This window comes from Rhodococcus sp. 06-1460-1B (assembly GCF_002258475.1).
Taxonomy (GTDB): domain Bacteria; phylum Actinomycetota; class Actinomycetes; order Mycobacteriales; family Mycobacteriaceae; genus Rhodococcoides; species Rhodococcoides fascians.
In genome coordinates, this window is record NZ_NOYS01000033.1 from 125,797 (window position 1) to 142,275 (window position 16,479).

14 protein-coding genes are annotated in these 16,479 nt (G+C 65.0%); 2 read left to right on the plus strand and 12 right to left on the minus strand.

Annotated features, from left to right (window positions below; translation table 11 throughout):
• Nucleotides 1–54: 54 nt before the first annotated feature.
• The 9 genes from CH268_RS18870 to CH268_RS18910 all read right to left on the minus strand — a co-directional run bounded on the left by CH268_RS18870 (nucleotide 55) and on the right by CH268_RS18910 (nucleotide 10,771).
• Nucleotides 55–1,323: an ABC transporter permease gene (locus CH268_RS18870; protein WP_027498372.1), complete on the minus strand. Its 1,269-nt coding sequence runs from the start codon at nucleotides 1,321–1,323 to the stop codon at nucleotides 55–57.
• A complete protein-coding gene (locus CH268_RS18875) occupies nucleotides 1,320–2,540 on the minus strand; it encodes an ABC transporter permease (protein WP_032365197.1) in 1,221 nt (406 codons plus the stop codon). The genes CH268_RS18870 and CH268_RS18875 overlap by 4 nt, the downstream gene beginning before the upstream one ends.
• Nucleotides 2,533–4,035, minus strand: a complete 1,503-nt coding sequence (locus CH268_RS18880) for an ABC transporter ATP-binding protein (protein WP_094665547.1) — start codon at nucleotides 4,033–4,035, stop codon at nucleotides 2,533–2,535. Before CH268_RS18880 ends, CH268_RS18875 begins: the two co-directional genes overlap by 8 nt.
• Before the next feature lie 18 nt (nucleotides 4,036–4,053).
• Nucleotides 4,054–5,145: a BMP family lipoprotein gene (locus CH268_RS18885; protein ID WP_228139285.1), complete on the minus strand. Its 1,092-nt coding sequence runs from the start codon at nucleotides 5,143–5,145 to the stop codon at nucleotides 4,054–4,056.
• Between the two features lie 77 nt (nucleotides 5,146–5,222).
• Nucleotides 5,223–6,653 (minus strand): nucleobase:cation symporter-2 family protein, encoded by a 1,431-nt coding sequence (locus tag CH268_RS18890; protein ID WP_094665549.1) that lies wholly within the window; start codon nucleotides 6,651–6,653, stop codon nucleotides 5,223–5,225.
• A 57-nt stretch (nucleotides 6,654–6,710) separates the two neighbouring features.
• A complete protein-coding gene (locus CH268_RS18895) occupies nucleotides 6,711–7,217 on the minus strand; it encodes a YbjN domain-containing protein (protein ID WP_094665551.1) in 507 nt (168 codons plus the stop codon).
• Nucleotides 7,214–8,542 (minus strand): D-inositol-3-phosphate glycosyltransferase, encoded by a 1,329-nt coding sequence (mshA, locus tag CH268_RS18900; RefSeq protein ID WP_032390617.1) that lies wholly within the window; start codon nucleotides 8,540–8,542, stop codon nucleotides 7,214–7,216. The genes CH268_RS18895 and mshA overlap by 4 nt, the downstream gene beginning before the upstream one ends.
• Before the next feature lie 67 nt (nucleotides 8,543–8,609).
• A complete protein-coding gene (locus tag CH268_RS18905) occupies nucleotides 8,610–9,458 on the minus strand; it encodes an alpha/beta fold hydrolase (protein WP_094665553.1) in 849 nt (282 codons plus the stop codon).
• Nucleotides 9,459–9,469: 11 nt separating this feature from the next.
• Complete coding sequence (locus CH268_RS18910; protein ID WP_094665555.1) at nucleotides 9,470–10,771, minus strand: ROK family transcriptional regulator; 1,302 nt, start codon at nucleotides 10,769–10,771, stop codon at nucleotides 9,470–9,472.
• A 333-nt stretch (nucleotides 10,772–11,104) separates the two neighbouring features.
• Here CH268_RS18910 and CH268_RS18915 point away from each other — a divergent pair, with 333 nt between their 5' ends.
• Complete coding sequence (locus tag CH268_RS18915; protein WP_032386178.1) at nucleotides 11,105–11,860, plus strand: SDR family NAD(P)-dependent oxidoreductase; 756 nt, start codon at nucleotides 11,105–11,107, stop codon at nucleotides 11,858–11,860.
• Between the two features lie 59 nt (nucleotides 11,861–11,919).
• Here CH268_RS18915 and CH268_RS18920 read toward each other — a convergent pair whose 3' ends face one another.
• The 3 genes from CH268_RS18920 to CH268_RS18930 form a co-directional block, all read right to left on the minus strand.
• Entirely contained in the window at nucleotides 11,920–13,158 is a 1,239-nt protein-coding gene (locus CH268_RS18920) for a L,D-transpeptidase (protein WP_176457991.1), read from the minus strand.
• Between the two features lie 122 nt (nucleotides 13,159–13,280).
• Nucleotides 13,281–14,831 carry an MBL fold metallo-hydrolase gene (locus CH268_RS18925; RefSeq protein WP_094665559.1) on the minus strand — a complete coding sequence of 517 codons (1,551 nt, stop codon included), beginning with the start codon at nucleotides 14,829–14,831 and terminating at the stop codon, nucleotides 13,281–13,283.
• Between the two features lie 61 nt (nucleotides 14,832–14,892).
• On the minus strand, nucleotides 14,893–15,909 hold the full coding sequence (locus tag CH268_RS18930; RefSeq protein WP_032369786.1) for a UDP-N-acetylmuramate dehydrogenase: 1,017 nt from the start codon (nucleotides 15,907–15,909) through the stop codon (nucleotides 14,893–14,895).
• A 58-nt stretch (nucleotides 15,910–15,967) separates the two neighbouring features.
• Between CH268_RS18930 and CH268_RS18935 the strand changes: the two genes are divergently transcribed.
• Nucleotides 15,968–16,477 carry a DUF2505 domain-containing protein gene (locus CH268_RS18935; protein WP_048316298.1) on the plus strand — a complete coding sequence of 170 codons (510 nt, stop codon included), beginning with the start codon at nucleotides 15,968–15,970 and terminating at the stop codon, nucleotides 16,475–16,477.
• Nucleotides 16,478–16,479: the final 2 nt, after the last annotated feature.

The following is a 16,479-nucleotide window of genomic DNA, read 5'->3' on the forward strand; positions in this document are numbered from 1 at the left end:
TGAAAGCGGTCACATCGGACAGCGACCCTACCGCTGAGTCAGATGGCGAAACCGTCAACTCCTGGACGCGTACGGTTTGCCCGCCGCGGCCGGTCCTCGCACGTGGCCCACCAGGCCGGCAACGGCGAAAATGGTGACCACGTACGGCAGCATCAGCATGAACTCGCTCGGCACCGGGGACCCGATGATGCCCAGTACGTTCTGCAGATTCGACGCGAAGCCGAACAGCAATGCGGCCAGGGTGGCACGCACCGGATCCCATCGGCCGAAGATGACCGCGGCGAGTGCGATGTAGCCGGCACCTGCGGTCATCTCCTTGCCGAAGGCTCCGACGGACCCGAGCGTGAAATACGCACCGCCGAGCCCGGCGATGGCACCGGCGAGGCAGACGTTCCAGAACCGCGTTCGGGCCACGTTGATTCCGACGGTGTCGGCGGCTTGCGGATGCTCACCGACGGCACGTAGTCGCAGACCCCACTTGGTATGGAACAGACCGAAGAACACCAGGGCCACGGCGATGTACATCAAATAGACGATCAGTGTCTGTCGAAACAGCACCGGACCGAGGATCGGAATCTGCGAGAGCACCGGAATGTCGATGCGCGCGAAGCGCGGTGGCGAATTCAGCGTCTCGGCGTTCTTGGTGAGCACCACCGAGTACAGGAAGCTCGTCAGTCCGACGACAAGCACGTTGAGCACCACACCGACGATGACCTGATTGACGAAGTAGCGGATCGAGAACACCGCCAGCAGCGACGCGGTCAGTGCGCCGGCGACCAGAGCGGCGAGCAGCGCCACGTAGGTCGAACCGGTGATCGACGCGACGACGGCGCTGACGAACGCACCGGCCAGCAGCTGCCCCTCGATGGCGATGTTGATGACGCCGACACGCTCGGAGATCACTCCGCCCATCGCACCGAAGATCAGCGGTGTGCTCAAAGCGACTGCGCCGATGAGCAATCCGGGTACGGGGATCGTCTCCCCGTCCGCGGCCCACGCGAGAAATCCGAATACGAACAGCACTGCGAACACGGCGAGCAGCCACAGCGGCGTCGACCGGTAACGCGACGCCAACAGGGCCGCGTAGCCGGTGATGACGGCCAGCAATACGACCACGACCAGGCCGGCACCGTACGACGGTACGCCGACGGCGGGCAGTGCGAAGAAGTCGTCTTCCGAGGCCAGCGCGAATGTACTGGTTCCTGAGCCTTTTCGGACCACGAACAGCACCAACGCCAGCAGTGTCACGACCCCGAGGATCGTGGGTACCTTCCAACTACGACCGAGGACCGTCTCTGCGGGTGAGTCGACGGAGGTGGTCACAGTGCACCCACCTTCGCGGTCTCGGCTTTGGCGAGTTTCTCTTCACCGGGTTTGGGCAATCGGAACACCGCTCGCACCAACGGCGGTGCGGCGATGAACAGCACGATCACCGACTGCACGACGAGCACGATGTCGATGGGTACGCCCTCGGCCGCCTGCATGGCGAACCCGCCGGCCTTGAACGCGCCGAACAGGATTCCCGCGAAGAAGACGCCCCACGGTTTGGATCGCCCGAGCAGGGCCACGGTGATGGCGTCGAATCCGATACCGGCGTCGATGTCGGCACTGAAGCCGGTGGTGACCGTACCGAGCACCTGAGCGACGCCGGCCAGGCCGACGAGAGCTCCGGACAGGATCATCGCGTAGAGGTAGATGCGGTTGACGTTCATTCCGGCGACGCGTGACGCGTGCGGGTTCTCACCGACGGCACGGAATCGGAATCCGAGGCTCGATCGTTCGAGCAGCCACCACACCGCGACCGTCACGAGGATGACCAGCACGAACCCGAGATGCAGGTTGTACTTGTCGCCGAACAGCTTCGGGAACACGGCCGTCGATTCGATGGGGGCCGTCTTGGGATTGTTCGATCCCGGAGCCTGCAGCGCACCGGGAGTACGCAGCAGGTACGAGATGAGATAGAACGCAACGTAATTGAGCATGATCGTGACGATCACCTCGTGAGCACCGGTGCGGGCCTTGAGAAATCCGGCGATGCCGCCCCAGACCGCGCCGCCGACAACGCCTGCGACAACGGCCACCAGCAGATGAATGCCGGCGGGCAGGCTCACCCCGAAACCGACCCAGCCCGCGCATGCGGCGGCGATCAGCATCTGGCCACGACCACCGATGTTGAACATACCGACCCGAAAGGCAAGGGCCACACCGAGTCCGGCGACGATGAGCGGTGTCGCGAACGTCAACGTCTCGGTCAACGGCCGGATGCCGTTCTCGAATCCGGGACGACGGAAGTTGTACACCGACCCCTGGAACAGCGACGAATACGCGCCGGACACCGAATCCCAGATCGCCGTCAGCATGTCCGACGGACGGGAGAAGAAGTAGCCTGCCGATTCCTGGACGCCGGAGTTGGTCGCGGCAATGAGGACGGCACCGACGATCAGCGCAAGCAACACCGCGAGAACCGAGATGATCGCACTGCCGGTGAAGATCTGCCGAAGTACGACATGAGCTTTCGACGGCTGCTCGGTCTCACTCACCGCGCTCGCCGCCCATCATCAATCCGAGTGTTTCGCGGGACGTATCCCCGGGGACGATTCCCACGATTGCTCCTCGATACATGACGGCTATGCGGTCGGCCAGTGCGGCGACCTCGTCCAGTTCGCTCGACACCACGATGACCGGGATCCCCGAATCCCGGGTGGCGACGATGCGCTTGTGTACGAATTCGATGGATCCCACGTCGATTCCGCGAGTGGGCTGCGCGGCGACGAACAGTCGCAGATCGCGGCTCAGTTCGCGTGCGAGTACCACCTTCTGCTGGTTACCACCGGACAGGCGTCCGACGGCGGTTCCGATTCCCGGTGCCCGAACGTCGAATTCGCTCAGTTTCTCCGACGCGAACGTGTCGAGATACTCCCGCTGTACCGCTCCGCGCCGCACGAACGGCTCACTGATGGAGCGGTCGAGCATCAGGTTCTCGGCAATCGAGAACTCCCCCACCAGGCCGTCGACGGTCCGGTCCTCGGGCACGAACCCGACGCCGGCGTCGAGCACCTGCTGAACTGTCGCCCCGACGAGAGAGCGACCGTCGAGGGCGATCTTTCCGGATACGTTCTTCTGCAAGCCGAGTAGCGCCTCGACGAATTCGGTCTGCCCGTTGCCCTGCACGCCGGCAATGGCGAGGATTTCTCCCGCGGCGACCTCGAGACTGATGTCGTCGACGGTCTTGTTGCCCTGAGCGTCGAACACCGACAGGTTCTCGACGACCAGTGCGGCAGCACCCGGCTCGGCCGGTTCCTTCGAAACTGTCAGCTGCACATCACGTCCCACCATCAACGCGGCGAGTTCGGTGTTGCCTGCCGTCGGCTTCGCTTCGCCGACGACCTTGCCGAGCCGGATGACGGTGATCTTGTCTGCTACTTCGCGTACTTCACGGAGCTTGTGGGTGATGAACACGATGGTGGTGCCCGACGCCGCAAGTTCCCGCATGATCCGCATCAGATCGTCGGTTTCCTGCGGCGTCAGCACGGCCGTGGGCTCGTCGAACACGAGCACCTTGGCTTCTCGAGAGAGCGCCTTGACGATCTCGACCCGCTGCTGCACGCCGACGGGGAGATCGTCGACGAGAGCATCGGGGTCGAGGTCGAAGCCGAACCTCGCGGATATTTCTCGTACCAGCTTTCGTGCTGCCACGAGGTCGAGTCGTCCACCGAGCGAGGTGGTTTCGTTGCCGAGCACGATGTTCTCGGCCACGGTGAACACCGGAATCAGCATGAAGTGCTGATGCACCATGCCGATTCCTGCAGTCATCGCCTCGCCCGGACCGGCGAAGTTCTGCTCGACGTCGTCGAGCAGGATCTGGCCCTCCTCGGCGCGGTACAGGCCGCTGAGCACGTTCATCAACGTGGACTTGCCTGCACCGTTCTCACCGAGGAGGCAGTGGATCTCGCCGGATTCGACCGTCAGATCGATGTGATCGTTGGCGATCAACGAGCCGAATCGTTTGGTTATACCGCGAAGTTCGAGCTTCATATCCCTTTACGACCGGGGCTACTTGGGTGCCGACGGCGATTCGACGGTGATGGACCCGTCGACGATGCCGGCCTTGATCGTGTCCAGTTCGCCCTGCAGCGCGGGGTCGACCTGGGACTCGAAGTCGTGGAACGGCGCGATGCCGACGCCGTCGTTCTCGAGGGTGCCCACGTACGGGCTGTTGTCGAACTTGTCTGCACCGGAGTTGGCCACTACCTCGTCGACACTGGTCTTGAGGCCCTTGGTCACCGAGGTGAGCAGCAGGTCGCCGACCGACGGGTCCGACTCGAAGACGTCGGCGTCCGCACCGATCAGTGCGACCGGACGAGAGGAGTCCCGAATGGCCTGCGCCGCACTCTGATAGATGGGTCCACCGACCGGGAAGATGACGTCGGCGTTCTGGTCGATCAGGCCCTGGGCGGTGTTCTTGGCGACCTCGTTGGCGGTGAATCCACCGGTGAACGAGCCGTTCTGGGAAGGCACGTCCCAGCCGATGACGCGGACTGCCTTGCCCTTCTGCTCGTTGAAGTAGTTCACACCGTCGGCGAAACCGTCCATGAAGATGGTGACGGTCGGCAGCTGCGAGCCGCCGAAGGTGCCGACGACTCCGGTCTTGCTGTAGCTGGCGGCGGCGTAACCGGCCAGGAATGCCGACTGCGACGCGTCGTAGGTCAGCGGCTTGACGTTCGGCAGATCGATCGAGGAGTCGTCGATAATCGCGAAATCGATGTCGGTGTTGGCCTCGGCCGCGACCTTGGTGGCGTCGGCCAGGTCGAATCCGACGGTGACGATCAGGTTGCAGCCCTGATCGACGAGGTTGTTGATGTTGGGGGCGTAGTCGGTGGGCGACGTGGACTCGACGGTGCGCGGCTCGACGCCGAGCTCGCCTGCTGCCTCGGTGAGTCCTTCGAAACCGAGCTGGTTGAACGACTTGTCGTCGAATCCGCCACTGTCGGAGACCATGCAGGGCAGGAAGTCACTCGAGCCGCCCCCGCCGGATCCTTCGTTCTCGGGTGCGGATCCACAGCCTGCGATCAGGGCGATGGCACCGAGCGACGCGACGCCGCCGAGTGCTGCCTTCCGCGTACTCGTGCGGGTAACGAATGACAAGATGTCCTCCAATATCGATGTGTGTTTCGTCTGTTTCGGGACGGTACTCGCGCGAACCTGGGTGCGCAGGATTTCACTCAGGTATCGGTGTCGGGCGCGACCTTGCCGGGCAAGGTTCCGCCTTTGCCGAGTACCCGTGCTTCGTCCTCGCGCACCATCACTGCCGGGCCCGCGGCGACCACCGATGGATTCGACGGCGTACCGGGCTTGAATACGTTGAAGAATACGTTGAGCACCACTGCGACAATGCTTGCGGCACTGATTCCGGAATGGAACACCGTGACGAACCAGTTCGGGAACTCGTCCCAGAAGTCGCTCGCAACAACAGGAATGAGACCGAAAGCCAAGGTCACCGCCACGATGACGACGTTGGCGTTGTTGTCGTAGTTCACCTTGCCGAGGGTGCGGATTCCACTGGCGGCGACGGTTCCGAACAGGGCGATTCCGGCACCGCCGAGCACGGGCAGCGGAACCACGCCGACCACCGCCGCGAGAACCGGCGAAAGACCCAGCAGCGCAAGCACGCCGCCGCCCAGGGCGACGACGAAGCGGCTCTTGATGCCGGTCATCGCGACCAGTCCCACGTTCTGCGCGAACGCCGTGGCGGGGAACGTGTTGAAGATGGGTGCGACGGCCGAGGAGACCATGTCTGCGCGCAAACCGTCGCCGACGCGTCGGGAGTCGACGTCGGTTCCGACGACCTCCCCCACGGCCAGGATGTCGGCCGTGGTCTCCACCATCACCACCAGGATCACAATCGTCATCGACACGATCGCACCGACGGCGAAGATCGGCGAGCCGAAGGCGAACGGGGTGGGCACCGCGACCACCGCGGCGTCCCCGACGCCGCCGAAGTCCGTCTTGCCCACGATCAGTGCTGCGATCGTCCCGACGACGAGTCCGAGCAGGATGGACAGGCGCGAGAGCACCTTGATCTTGGTCATCACCAGCACGGCGAGCAGGGTGAACATCGCCAGTCCGATGTTGCCGGGGTCCAGGTACTCGGGGTTCGGCGCACCGCCCACCATTTCTTGGCCGGTGATCCAGCGTGCTGCCACCGGCATCAGCGATAGCCCGATGACGGTGATGATGCTTCCGGTCACCAGGGGTGGGAAGAAGCGGACGATCTTCGAGAAGAACGGGGCGATGGCCAAACCGATCAGCGCGGCCACCAGGACGGCCCCGAGGACCGTGCGCAGTCCGGTTCTACCGTCCTCGGCGCTGCCGATGATGGTCAGCACCGTCGACACCGATGCAAACGAGATGCCTTGCACCAGCGGCAGTTGCGAGCCGAAGAAGGGCACTCCGACGGTCTGAAGCACGGTCGCGACGCCACTGACGAACAGCGCGCACGAGATGAGCAGCGCCTGATCGGCCCCGGACAAGCCCGCTGCTCCGCCCACGATGATCGGGACGGCGATGACACCGCCGAACATGGACAGAATGTGCTGCATGCCGTAGCCGAACATCTGCAGCAACGGCGGGCGAGTGTCCTCGGGCCTGGTCATGACCTCAGGCTAGGAACCGGACGTTACCGGGGGCAATACCCAGCCGTTTCCGGCGAGTTACGGATGTTCCGGCTCGTCGCTGCTGCCACCGGCCACCAGGTGCTCGAACGCCTTCAGATTCGCGAGCGATTCACCGCGTGACACACGCCAGGCCCATTCGCGCTTGATCGACTCCGCGAAACCCAGCTCGAGCAACACGTTGAAGTCGCCGTCGGCGGCCTCGAGGGTCTGACCGAAGATCCGATCGAGTTCGTCACCGTCGACGGCGCGCAACGACATTCGGCCCACCAGGTAGATGTCACCGACCTTGTCGATCGTGTAATGCACTCCGTACAGCCGACGGTTGCGACGCAGCAGGTATTTGTAGACGCCCTCGAAGTTCTCGTCGGGCTTGCGGCAGACGAACGCCTCGATGCGCACCCCGTGGTGTCCGACGGTCACCATCGTCGTCGTCTTCAGTTTGCGTTCTCCGGGCAGTTCGACGGTGAACACCTCGCCGCGCCGCGTGTAATCCAGTTCGCGATCCTTCAGGACCCGGTCGATCAGTTCGGCGGTTTCGCTCATGCAGTCACTGCTCCCGATCTGCGCAATTTCGACAATCCTCGGACTCGTCGCGGCGAGAATTCACTCGGTGCCTCGCCTCGATCGAAGTGGAATCGGGCCTGCCGGTAGCTCTCGATCAGGCCGTCCGCGGTGTGTTCCCACGAGAAGTTTCGCGCATGGAGCGGTGCGGCAATTGCCATCTCGGACAACGCCGCTCGATCGACGAGCATCGACGCCAACGCGTCGGCCCAGTCCGCGATGCGGTGTCCCTGCACCAGTCGCCCGGTTTCACCGGATCGCACCGCGACACCGAGCCCGCCGACATCTGCTGCGAGAACCGGTGTTCCGCAGGCCTGGGCTTCGATCGCCACCAGGCCGAACGATTCGTTGTAGCTCGGCACCGCCACGAGATCGGCGGCTCGGTACACCTGCGCCAGGCGAGCGGACGGCTGCGGCGGCATGAACGTGACGTGCGGGGTGATCCCGAGCGTATCGGCCAGATCGATCAGACTGTCGGGTCGGTCCAACCCGCTGCCGGACGGTCCGCCGACGATCAGGATCCGCAGCGGCATGCTCGGATGTCGTTGCAGCACTTCGGCAGCCGCAGCGACCAGAACGTCGGGGGCCTTGAGCGGTTGGATCCGCCCGACGAACGCGACGACGGCCTCGTCCTGCGAGAGTCCGAGTGCGGCACGTGCTGCCCGCTTGTCTCCCGGATTGTATTGCGCCAGATCGGCTCCCGGGGCAACCACGTCGATCGACTCCTGCCGAGCCCCGTAGATCTCGACGAGCGATTTCGCTTCCTCGGTGGTGTTGGCGATCAATCGATCGGCCTCGGCGACCACCTGCTGCTCACCGATCTGACGGGCCGCGGGCTCGGGTGCGTCGCCCTGAGCCAGGGACGCGTTCTTGACGGCGGCGAGAGTGTGCGCCGTGTGCACCAACGGCACTCCCCAGCGATCACGCGCCAACCACCCCACCTGACCCGACAGCCAGTAGTGCGAATGAACCAGGTCGTAGTAGCCGGGCTCGTGCCGAGCTTCCTCGCGGAGCACCCCGGCCGCGAACGCACACAGTTGAGTGGGCAGGTCGTGTTTGTCCAGACCCTCGAACGGCCCCGCGACGATGTTGCGTACCAGCACCCCGGGAGCGGCCTCGACGACCGGCGCGTCGCTCGACGACGTCGCGCGGGTGAATATCTCGACCTCGACGCCGCGTTCGGCCAACTGCTTGGCGCTCTGCAGTACGTAGACGTTCATTCCCCCGGCATCGCCCGTTCCGGGCTGCGCCAGCGGGGAGGTATGCAAGGACAACACAGCGACCCTGTTCAGCCGGCGTCCAGTCACTTCTTCAGCGTGCACGCCTCCACATTACGTCGCCACGTCTTCCGCTTCGCACGGCCTGCGCTTTTGCTCACCCGTCCAGACCGTCGACGAATTCGCTCACCTCGCCGAGAAAGCGCTCGGGATCGGCGACGAACGGGCCGTGGTCGACGCCGTCCCAGTACGACGCGCCGGCTCCGGGAATGAGGTCCGCGGCGTGCCGACCGGCCGAGACATCGACGACGGTGTCGTCGGTTCCGTGCAGCACGAAGGCGGGGACATCGAGGTTGCGCAGCAGCTCGTCGTGGCCGACGGTGCGATCGAACAACGCGGCGCGAACCCGCGGCCGGGTGGACAGGGTCAGCCCGAACAGGGCCTGCGCCTCGGTGCCCTTTCCCTCGACAGGGCCCGTCAACGCGTTACCGAAACTACCCAGCGCCTTGATCGCGATACGCGGTTCTTCCGCCATCGCCCCGGGAATCGCCGCCCGCATGGCCGTGCCCACCCGTCCGCCTGCCTCGCCTCTGCCGATACTCGTGATCGCGCCCACGAGCACGATGCCCGCGATCGCGTCCGAGCCGTGAGTCGCGAGATAATCGCAGATCACCAGCCCGCCGTACGACCACCCCAGCAGCACTGCACCCGCCGTGATGTTCTCGGCGTCCAGCACCGCGGCCACGTCCCCGGCCCAGATCTTCGAGTCGTCGTATCCGGCCTCGGGGGCATCGGAGTAACCGTGGCCACGCAGGTCGACGGCAACGACGCGGTAGTGCGAGGACAGATCGGCCAGCAGCCCGTCGCCCCAACACGCCGAACTCTGCGCCCACCCGTGCAGCAGAACCAGCGGTCTCGCCGCCGGGTCACCGGTGACGCGATAGACGATGTTCGTTCCGTCGATGCCGGTGGCCTGCCGAACCGGTCCTGCTGCAGGGGTGCTCATGTGGGGTCAACTTACGCGGCTGCTCGGCGCATCGAGGCCAGTGGATCCGAGTACAGGGAACTGAGCGAAACCACCGTTGCGGCGAACTCCTGCACCCTGTCGCCGAATCCGGTGACCCGAATGTCCCTGCGCGGCAACGTCGAATTGGCGGCGAAGGCCTCCCCCACGTGCGGAATCCCGGCGGGATACGCCGTGAACGCCTGGCCACCGAGTACCACTCGATCCGGATTGAACATGTCGCGTAACAGGGCGACCGTCCGGCCCAACGTGACGGCGCGTTCGACGAGCAATTCCCGGGCCGCCTCCGAGCCGTCGGTCGCGGCTCGGTACACGGCGGAGATAGTCGGCCGGGCTCCGCGGGCTACGCTCGCGAAAATTTTGCGGTCGATCGCCGCGGTCACGATCGCGCGATCGCTGACGGCCGCTTCGAGGCAGCCCCGGTTGCCGCAGCTGCACAGCACCGACGAGCCGGTGGGCAGGTGAGCGATCGACCCGGGTCCGCTGGACGGAGTGTGCACGCGGCCGTCGATCGTCAGCGCCATACCTGCGCTTTCGCGTGCATAGAAGTAGAGCGAGGTGCCGGTGGTGCTCGGCGGAGCAGCGGCGTCCGATACGCGGGGCGCGAGCAGAAGTTCCGACGCCGCCATCGCTTCGACGTGGCCGGAAACAGAGATCGGTAGCCCCAACCCACCGCCGATGACACCCGCCACCTGGGCGTTCTCCCAGCCCAGACGCGGATGATCGACGGTGCCGGTCGTCGTGTCGACACGGCCGCCGAGGGCAACCCCCACCCACAGTGGGGTGCGCCGATGCCATCTGCCGGCGAAGGCCCCGGCGCTGCGGGTGATCGAAGCGAGCGCCGCATCGGCGGACCCGCTGGGCGTGGGAATCTCCACAGCCCCCAGGATCTTTCCGCGCGGGTCACTGACGATGATTCCGGTGACGACGGCACCGATATGGATCCCGATGGTCGAGAACGGCTCGTGATTGACCTCGAACGGCACGCGGGGTCGTCCGATCGCACCGGCGGCCGTGAGGTCTGCGCGCTCGCGCAGCAATCCGACGCCGAGCAGAGCAGACACCTGACGATTGACCGTGGCAATGCTCAAACCCGTTGTGCGCGCGGCACTGTCACGCGAGATCGGGCCCTCGACGCATGCTACCCGCAGTACCGACGCCGCGGGACTGTCGGCAATCCGAAGATCGGGCGCGACGAGCTGGACCCGCGATCGCAGCGGGCTGTGGGAGGTGGACCGCGCCGGCGAGCGCAGCGCGGTGGGGCGAGAGTGGTGGTGCAGCGTGGATACGGACATCCGTCGTGTTCCTCAGCAGTGGAAAACTCTCGTCTCGTGTGCAACGTCGACGAAAGAGCGAAGTGATGCAGGTCAAGGGGTGAGGCAGACCGGGGAGGTCCACGTCACGCGAATCGACTGCCCGTAGCGCAAGAAGGCTAGAGACAGGTTCCTTGGCCGAGACAACACAATTCCCGAGGAAGCGGGAGGCGAGACCCGAGGGACGCGGTCACATAGGTGACCCGCATCGCGGTGGTCTCGCTGGCGGACATGAACCCAAAATTAGCACTCGAAGCCCGATTGTCCAATCGGGCCCGTCCGGATGCGCTGTTTCTCCCGAACTAGAATTTCTCCATGACCTCGCCCGAACACTTCGCACCCGATACCCGCATCGCCGTCGTCACCGGAGCGAGTTCCGGCATCGGCGCGGCCACTGCGCGCCAACTCGCCGCCGACGGATTCCACGTCGTCATCGGCGCACGCAGGCTCGACCGACTCGAAGAACTGGCCTCGGAGATCGGCGGCACCGCCCTGGAACTCGATGTGACGGACGAGGATTCGGTGGCCGCCTTCACCGCCGTCATCCCCCGCGTCGACGTCCTGATCAACAATGCCGGTGGCGCAAAGGGATTGGCCCCGGTGATCGACGCCGACCTCGACGACTGGCGCTGGATGTGGGAGACCAACGTTCTCGGCACACTCCGCGTCACGAAAGCGTTGCTGCCCAAGCTGATCGATTCCGGAGACGGCCTGATCGTCACCATCACCTCCGTCGCGGCATTCGAGGCCTACGACAACGGCTCGGGCTACACCTCCGCCAAACATGCTCAGGCCGTACTGCATCGGACACTGCGCGGAGAGCTGCTCGGCAAGCCCGTGCGGTTGACCGAGGTCGCGCCTGGTGCCGTGGAAACCGAGTTCTCACTCGTCCGCTTCGACGGTGACGCAGCCAAGGCCGACGCGGTCTACCAGGGCATCACGCCGTTGGTCGCGAGCGACATCGCGGAGGTGATCGGCTTCGTGGCCTCGCGCCCGTCCCACGTCAACCTGGACCAGATCATCATCAAGCCACGCGATCAGGCCGGTCCGGGGCGCTTCTCCCGTAAGTAACCCATGTGAGTGGAACTTCGTAGTGGGCTACGAGGTTCCACTCACATGCGCGCAGCGCTCTACCCCGCGGGCGCAGGTGCCGTTGTCGTCGCGGGTGCCGTTGTCGCAGGCGTCGTCGTCGCTGGTGCCCCGCCGGCAGGAAGCGCCGACATCGACTCCCACGTCGGCCAGTCGATGGCCCAGTCGTACAGGTCACCGTCCGCTGCGGAGAGGTCGATGCGGGTGCCGGTGACCTCCACCGGATCGCCGTACATCGCCGTGCCGAAGTACTGCTGCGCGTCCTCGGTCGAGAGGTTGATACATCCGTTCGTGACGTTCGATGCACCCTGCACGCCGGTGGTCAGTGGGTTGGCGTGGATGAACTCGCCGTTGTTCGAGATGCGCACCGCCCAGCGTTCGCGCACGTTCTCGTAGAATGGCGGGTTCGACATCAGGAAGTCCTCGTGCTTCTCGGTGACGACGTGGATGCCGCTGCGGGTGACGTTGCGGTCCTCGTTGCCCTCGCCGTAGCTGACGGGAATGTCCATGATCGTCGCGCCGTCGCGCACCACCTGCATGCGGTGGCTGGTGGCGTCGGCGACGACGACCTGGCTGCGTCCGATGCTGAAGTTGAGGGTGACGTCGTCGGCCCCGTAGGCACCGTCGCCGTAGTTCACGCCGTAGAGCTTGGCGTTCACCGAGACCGTCGTGCCGGGCGTCCAGTAGTTGGTGGGACGCCAGTGGATGCGCGAGCCGTTGTCGTCGGGGAACCACGCCCAGGCACCGGGCGTCGGCGGATTGGTGGTGACGGTCAGCGCCTTCTCGACGGCTGCCTTGTCCTCGATCGCCGAGTCGAACTGCAGGATGATCGGCGCTGCGATGCCGACTTCCTGGCCGTCGCCGATGTTGGTGCTCACCGAGGTGCGGCTGTCCGGTTCGACGGTGGTGAAGCTGCCCTCGATCGGCACGGTCTTGTTGTCCGCGCCGACGGCGGAACCGGACCACGTGTATTTCACCCCGTACCCGAGTGGCTCGGTGACGGCGTAGGACGCCTTGTCGGGTGCCAGCGCGCCCTGAACGATCTTGCCGTCCGGGTTGGTCAGCTCGACCTGGGTGAGTGTTCCGTTCGCCACCGACACCGAGATCGGTGCCACCGGGCTGACGTCGGTGGCACCCTCGGCCGGGTTCTGGGTGATCTGCGCGACGGGCGCTGCCTCAGTTGTCGGTGCCGAAGCACCCGGGCTCTTGTCGCCCGATCCGACGGTGCAGCCCGCCACGAGCGCAACCAGTGCGACGAGCACGGTGACCAACCACACCATGCGCGTCCGTTTTGTCTGTTCTACCTGCTCATGCACGTTGTCCAACGTACCTGCGTCTGCGAACTACCCCACTTTTCCCACTGTTTTTGGGGGCAGTCTCACAGCGAACCGTCGACGACGAGTCAGAGCTTCTGCGAGCGCAGCTCGTGTCCCTTCGACGTCAGGCAGCGGCCCGAGTCCAGGTTCCAGTCCCAGCCGTGCAGGTTGCAGGTGAGCTTGTTGCCCTCGACGATGCCGAACTGCGTCAGGTCCGCCTTCAGGTGCGGGCAGCGACGTTGAATTTCGTAGCCGCCCATCGTGATGGTGGCCGTGTCGTCGTGCGCCTCGGAGAACCAGCCGTCGGCGTAGGCGATGCGTTCGTCGGTGAGGCACTTGAAAAACGTGTACAGGAACTCGTTGTACCCGCCGACCCGTCGAGCACGGAACCGCGTGGACAGGAAGATCGAGTTGACCCAGTCCGGCTCCTGATCACGCACTGCGGTGCGTACGAGTTCCGGCGGGATGGTGAAGCTGTAACGGAATTTCTCGTTCGAGATAGGCTCTCGGACAATCCTTTTCGGGAAGTCCAGCACAACCGTCTCGTCACCCATCGTGATCCCGACGGGGTAGCCGATGCCATCACAGATCAGATCCGTCTGCGCCATGATCGGCTCGAACAGTCCGCGCAGCGGCTCGAGCAGCGGCTCGCCCTCGGCCGGTGCCCAGCCGGCCTTCTCGGCTGCGATCACCGACGCCTGACGCTGGGCGTAGGCCTCGATGTAGTCGGCTTTGCCGGTGGTGAAGATGGCTTCGGCGTCGGCCGTGGGGATGGGATGCTCGTGGGACTTCAGATCCGAACCCTCGAACGTGGCCGTCGTGCCCGGAATCATCAGCAGACCCTTGTCGTGACCGTGCAGGCGCATCTGCTCGAGAAACACCATCTGGTCCGGGAACACGTTGGCCGGGTCGCCGTAGACGTCGTTGAGCGAGCGCAGTTCGTCGTCGAGGAAACACGGCGGGCCCGCCGACGGAATGACCCAGGTGGAGCCGACCTGCTCGATGTACTGGCGCGCACGATCCATCTGTCGCTGACGCTTCTGGATACCGAAGTTCCGCTTCGCACGCGAGACCATGTCGTAGACCATCGGGTACCAGATCGCGCCCGAATACTGCAGCATGTGGACGTCGACCGGACCGAATTGCTCGGTCATCATGTCCAGGTCCACCGGCCGCGCGTCGTTCATGTTGAACGCGACTGTCTTCCCGTCGGACACCACCAGGCCGGAGTCGCCGATCGGGCCGTCGGCAGGCGCGCGGAGCGCGATGATCATGATGTCGAGATCGCCCTTGGGCCCGGTCAGCGTGTGCTTGACCGAGTCGGTGGTCTCGTAGAACTTGTAGAAGCCGAGCTTCTCCAGCTCGTGCTTGAGATCGAGCACCGGGTAGTCCGGCAGCAGGACCGTCGCGTCCTTGTTGACGTGTTCGGCCAGGTTGCGGGGATCGAAGTGATCCTTGTGCAGGTGCGAGACGTAGAGGTAATCGCAATCACCCAACTCGTCCCAGTCCAGGCCCGAGTTGTCGGGGAAAGGAAACCACGACGCGTAGAAGGACGGGTTCACCCACGGATCGCACAGGATGCTCCCCGCCTCGGTCCGAATATGGAATCCCGCGTGCCCCACGCTGGTGACCTGCACTGACTTACCTCCTACGAGCCGAACTCTCGAATCTCCATCGTATGCGCCGTTTCGAGCGTCCCTAACCCAGAGCGCAGTTGACGAGGTCACACTCGGGGGTCAGCGTGACCCCGAACTTCTCTCGCACACCGTCTCGGACGTGCGCGGCAAGAGCCATGATGTCCGACGCGGTGGCCCCACCCCGGTTGGTGATCGCGAGTACATGTTTGGTCGACAGGGCCGCAGTACCGCGGCCGAACTCGGTGCCGTAGCCCCGCGGGAATCCCGAGTTCTGAATGAGCCAGGCGGCCGGAATCTTCGTGCCGGCCGGATCGGGGAAGCTCGGCGCGTGGGTTGCCTGCTCCGGCACCTCCGGCAACACCGGGTTGAGGAAGAACGACCCCACGCTCCACGTGTCGTGATCGGCCGCATCCAGCACCATTCCACGCTCACCGCGCAGCGCGAGCACTGCTGCGCGGACGTCCGGCACCGGAACGACGTCGCCGATCTGCACATCGAGCCGCTCCGACAACGCGGCATAGCGCACCGGCAGCGATTCGGTGGTCTTCTTCAGCGCGAACGTCACGTCCAGAATCACGTAACGCGACGATCGCTTGAACACCGACGACCGATGCGTTCCGAATCCGCACTGCTCGGGCGTCCACACCGAGGTCTCCTGCGTCTGCCGGTCGTAGACGGTGAGGCTGTGCAGCAATTCCGACGTCGACGCGCCGTACGCGCCGACGTTCTGAATGGGCGTCGCGCCCGTCGTTCCAGGAATCCCCGACAGCGCTTCCATCCCGGACAGACCCGCATCGATCGTCGCCTGTACGACGGCATCCCACTCGACACCGGCGTCCACGGTCACCCGCTCGCCGTCGATCTCCAACCGCGAGCCGGTCACCCGAACCACCCGGCCGTCGAACCCGTCGTCGCCGACGACCAGGTTGGATCCGCCGCCGATGACCAGCACATCCGTCCCTGCACGGTCCGCGTCACGCACCAGGGAGACCAACTCGTCAGCGTTCGTCGCGACGGTGAATTCACGGGCTGGGCCGCCCACCCGGATGGTGGTGAGTTCGGAAATTGCAGTAGGCACGGACTCTCACGCTACCGGTCGCGCACGAACGTCCTCAGTCACCCGGTAACCTGCGGGGATGCCTCGCCCTATTGAGCACAGCTCGACTGTGCCCGCCTCCGCCGACAAGGTCCACGCAGCGCTGACGTCCGAGCAGTACTGGAAGGACCGCATCGAGCAGATCGGCGGCCCCGGTGCCAGCTTGAAGAGCGTCACCGTCGGCGACGGCACCATCGACGTCGTCATGACCCAGTCGGTCCCCGAAGAAGAGCTGCCGTCCGCGGTCACCGCCTTCAAGAAGGGCGACCTCATCATCGAACGAACCGAGAGCTGGGGACAGTTCGACGGCACCCACGCCGCGGGCACTTTCGGAGCCACCGTCGATGGAGCACCTGCGCGCATTACCGGCACCACCAGCCTCGACGGCAAGGGCGAGACGACCACCGTCGCTCTGGCCGGCACCACCGAGGTCAAGGTCCCCATCTTCGGCGGGAAGATCGAAGCGATGATCAGCGAGCAGGTCCTCGCCCTCATCGACAACGAGCAGGACTTCACCGGTAACTGGATCGCCGCGCAAGCAAGCAGCTGAGC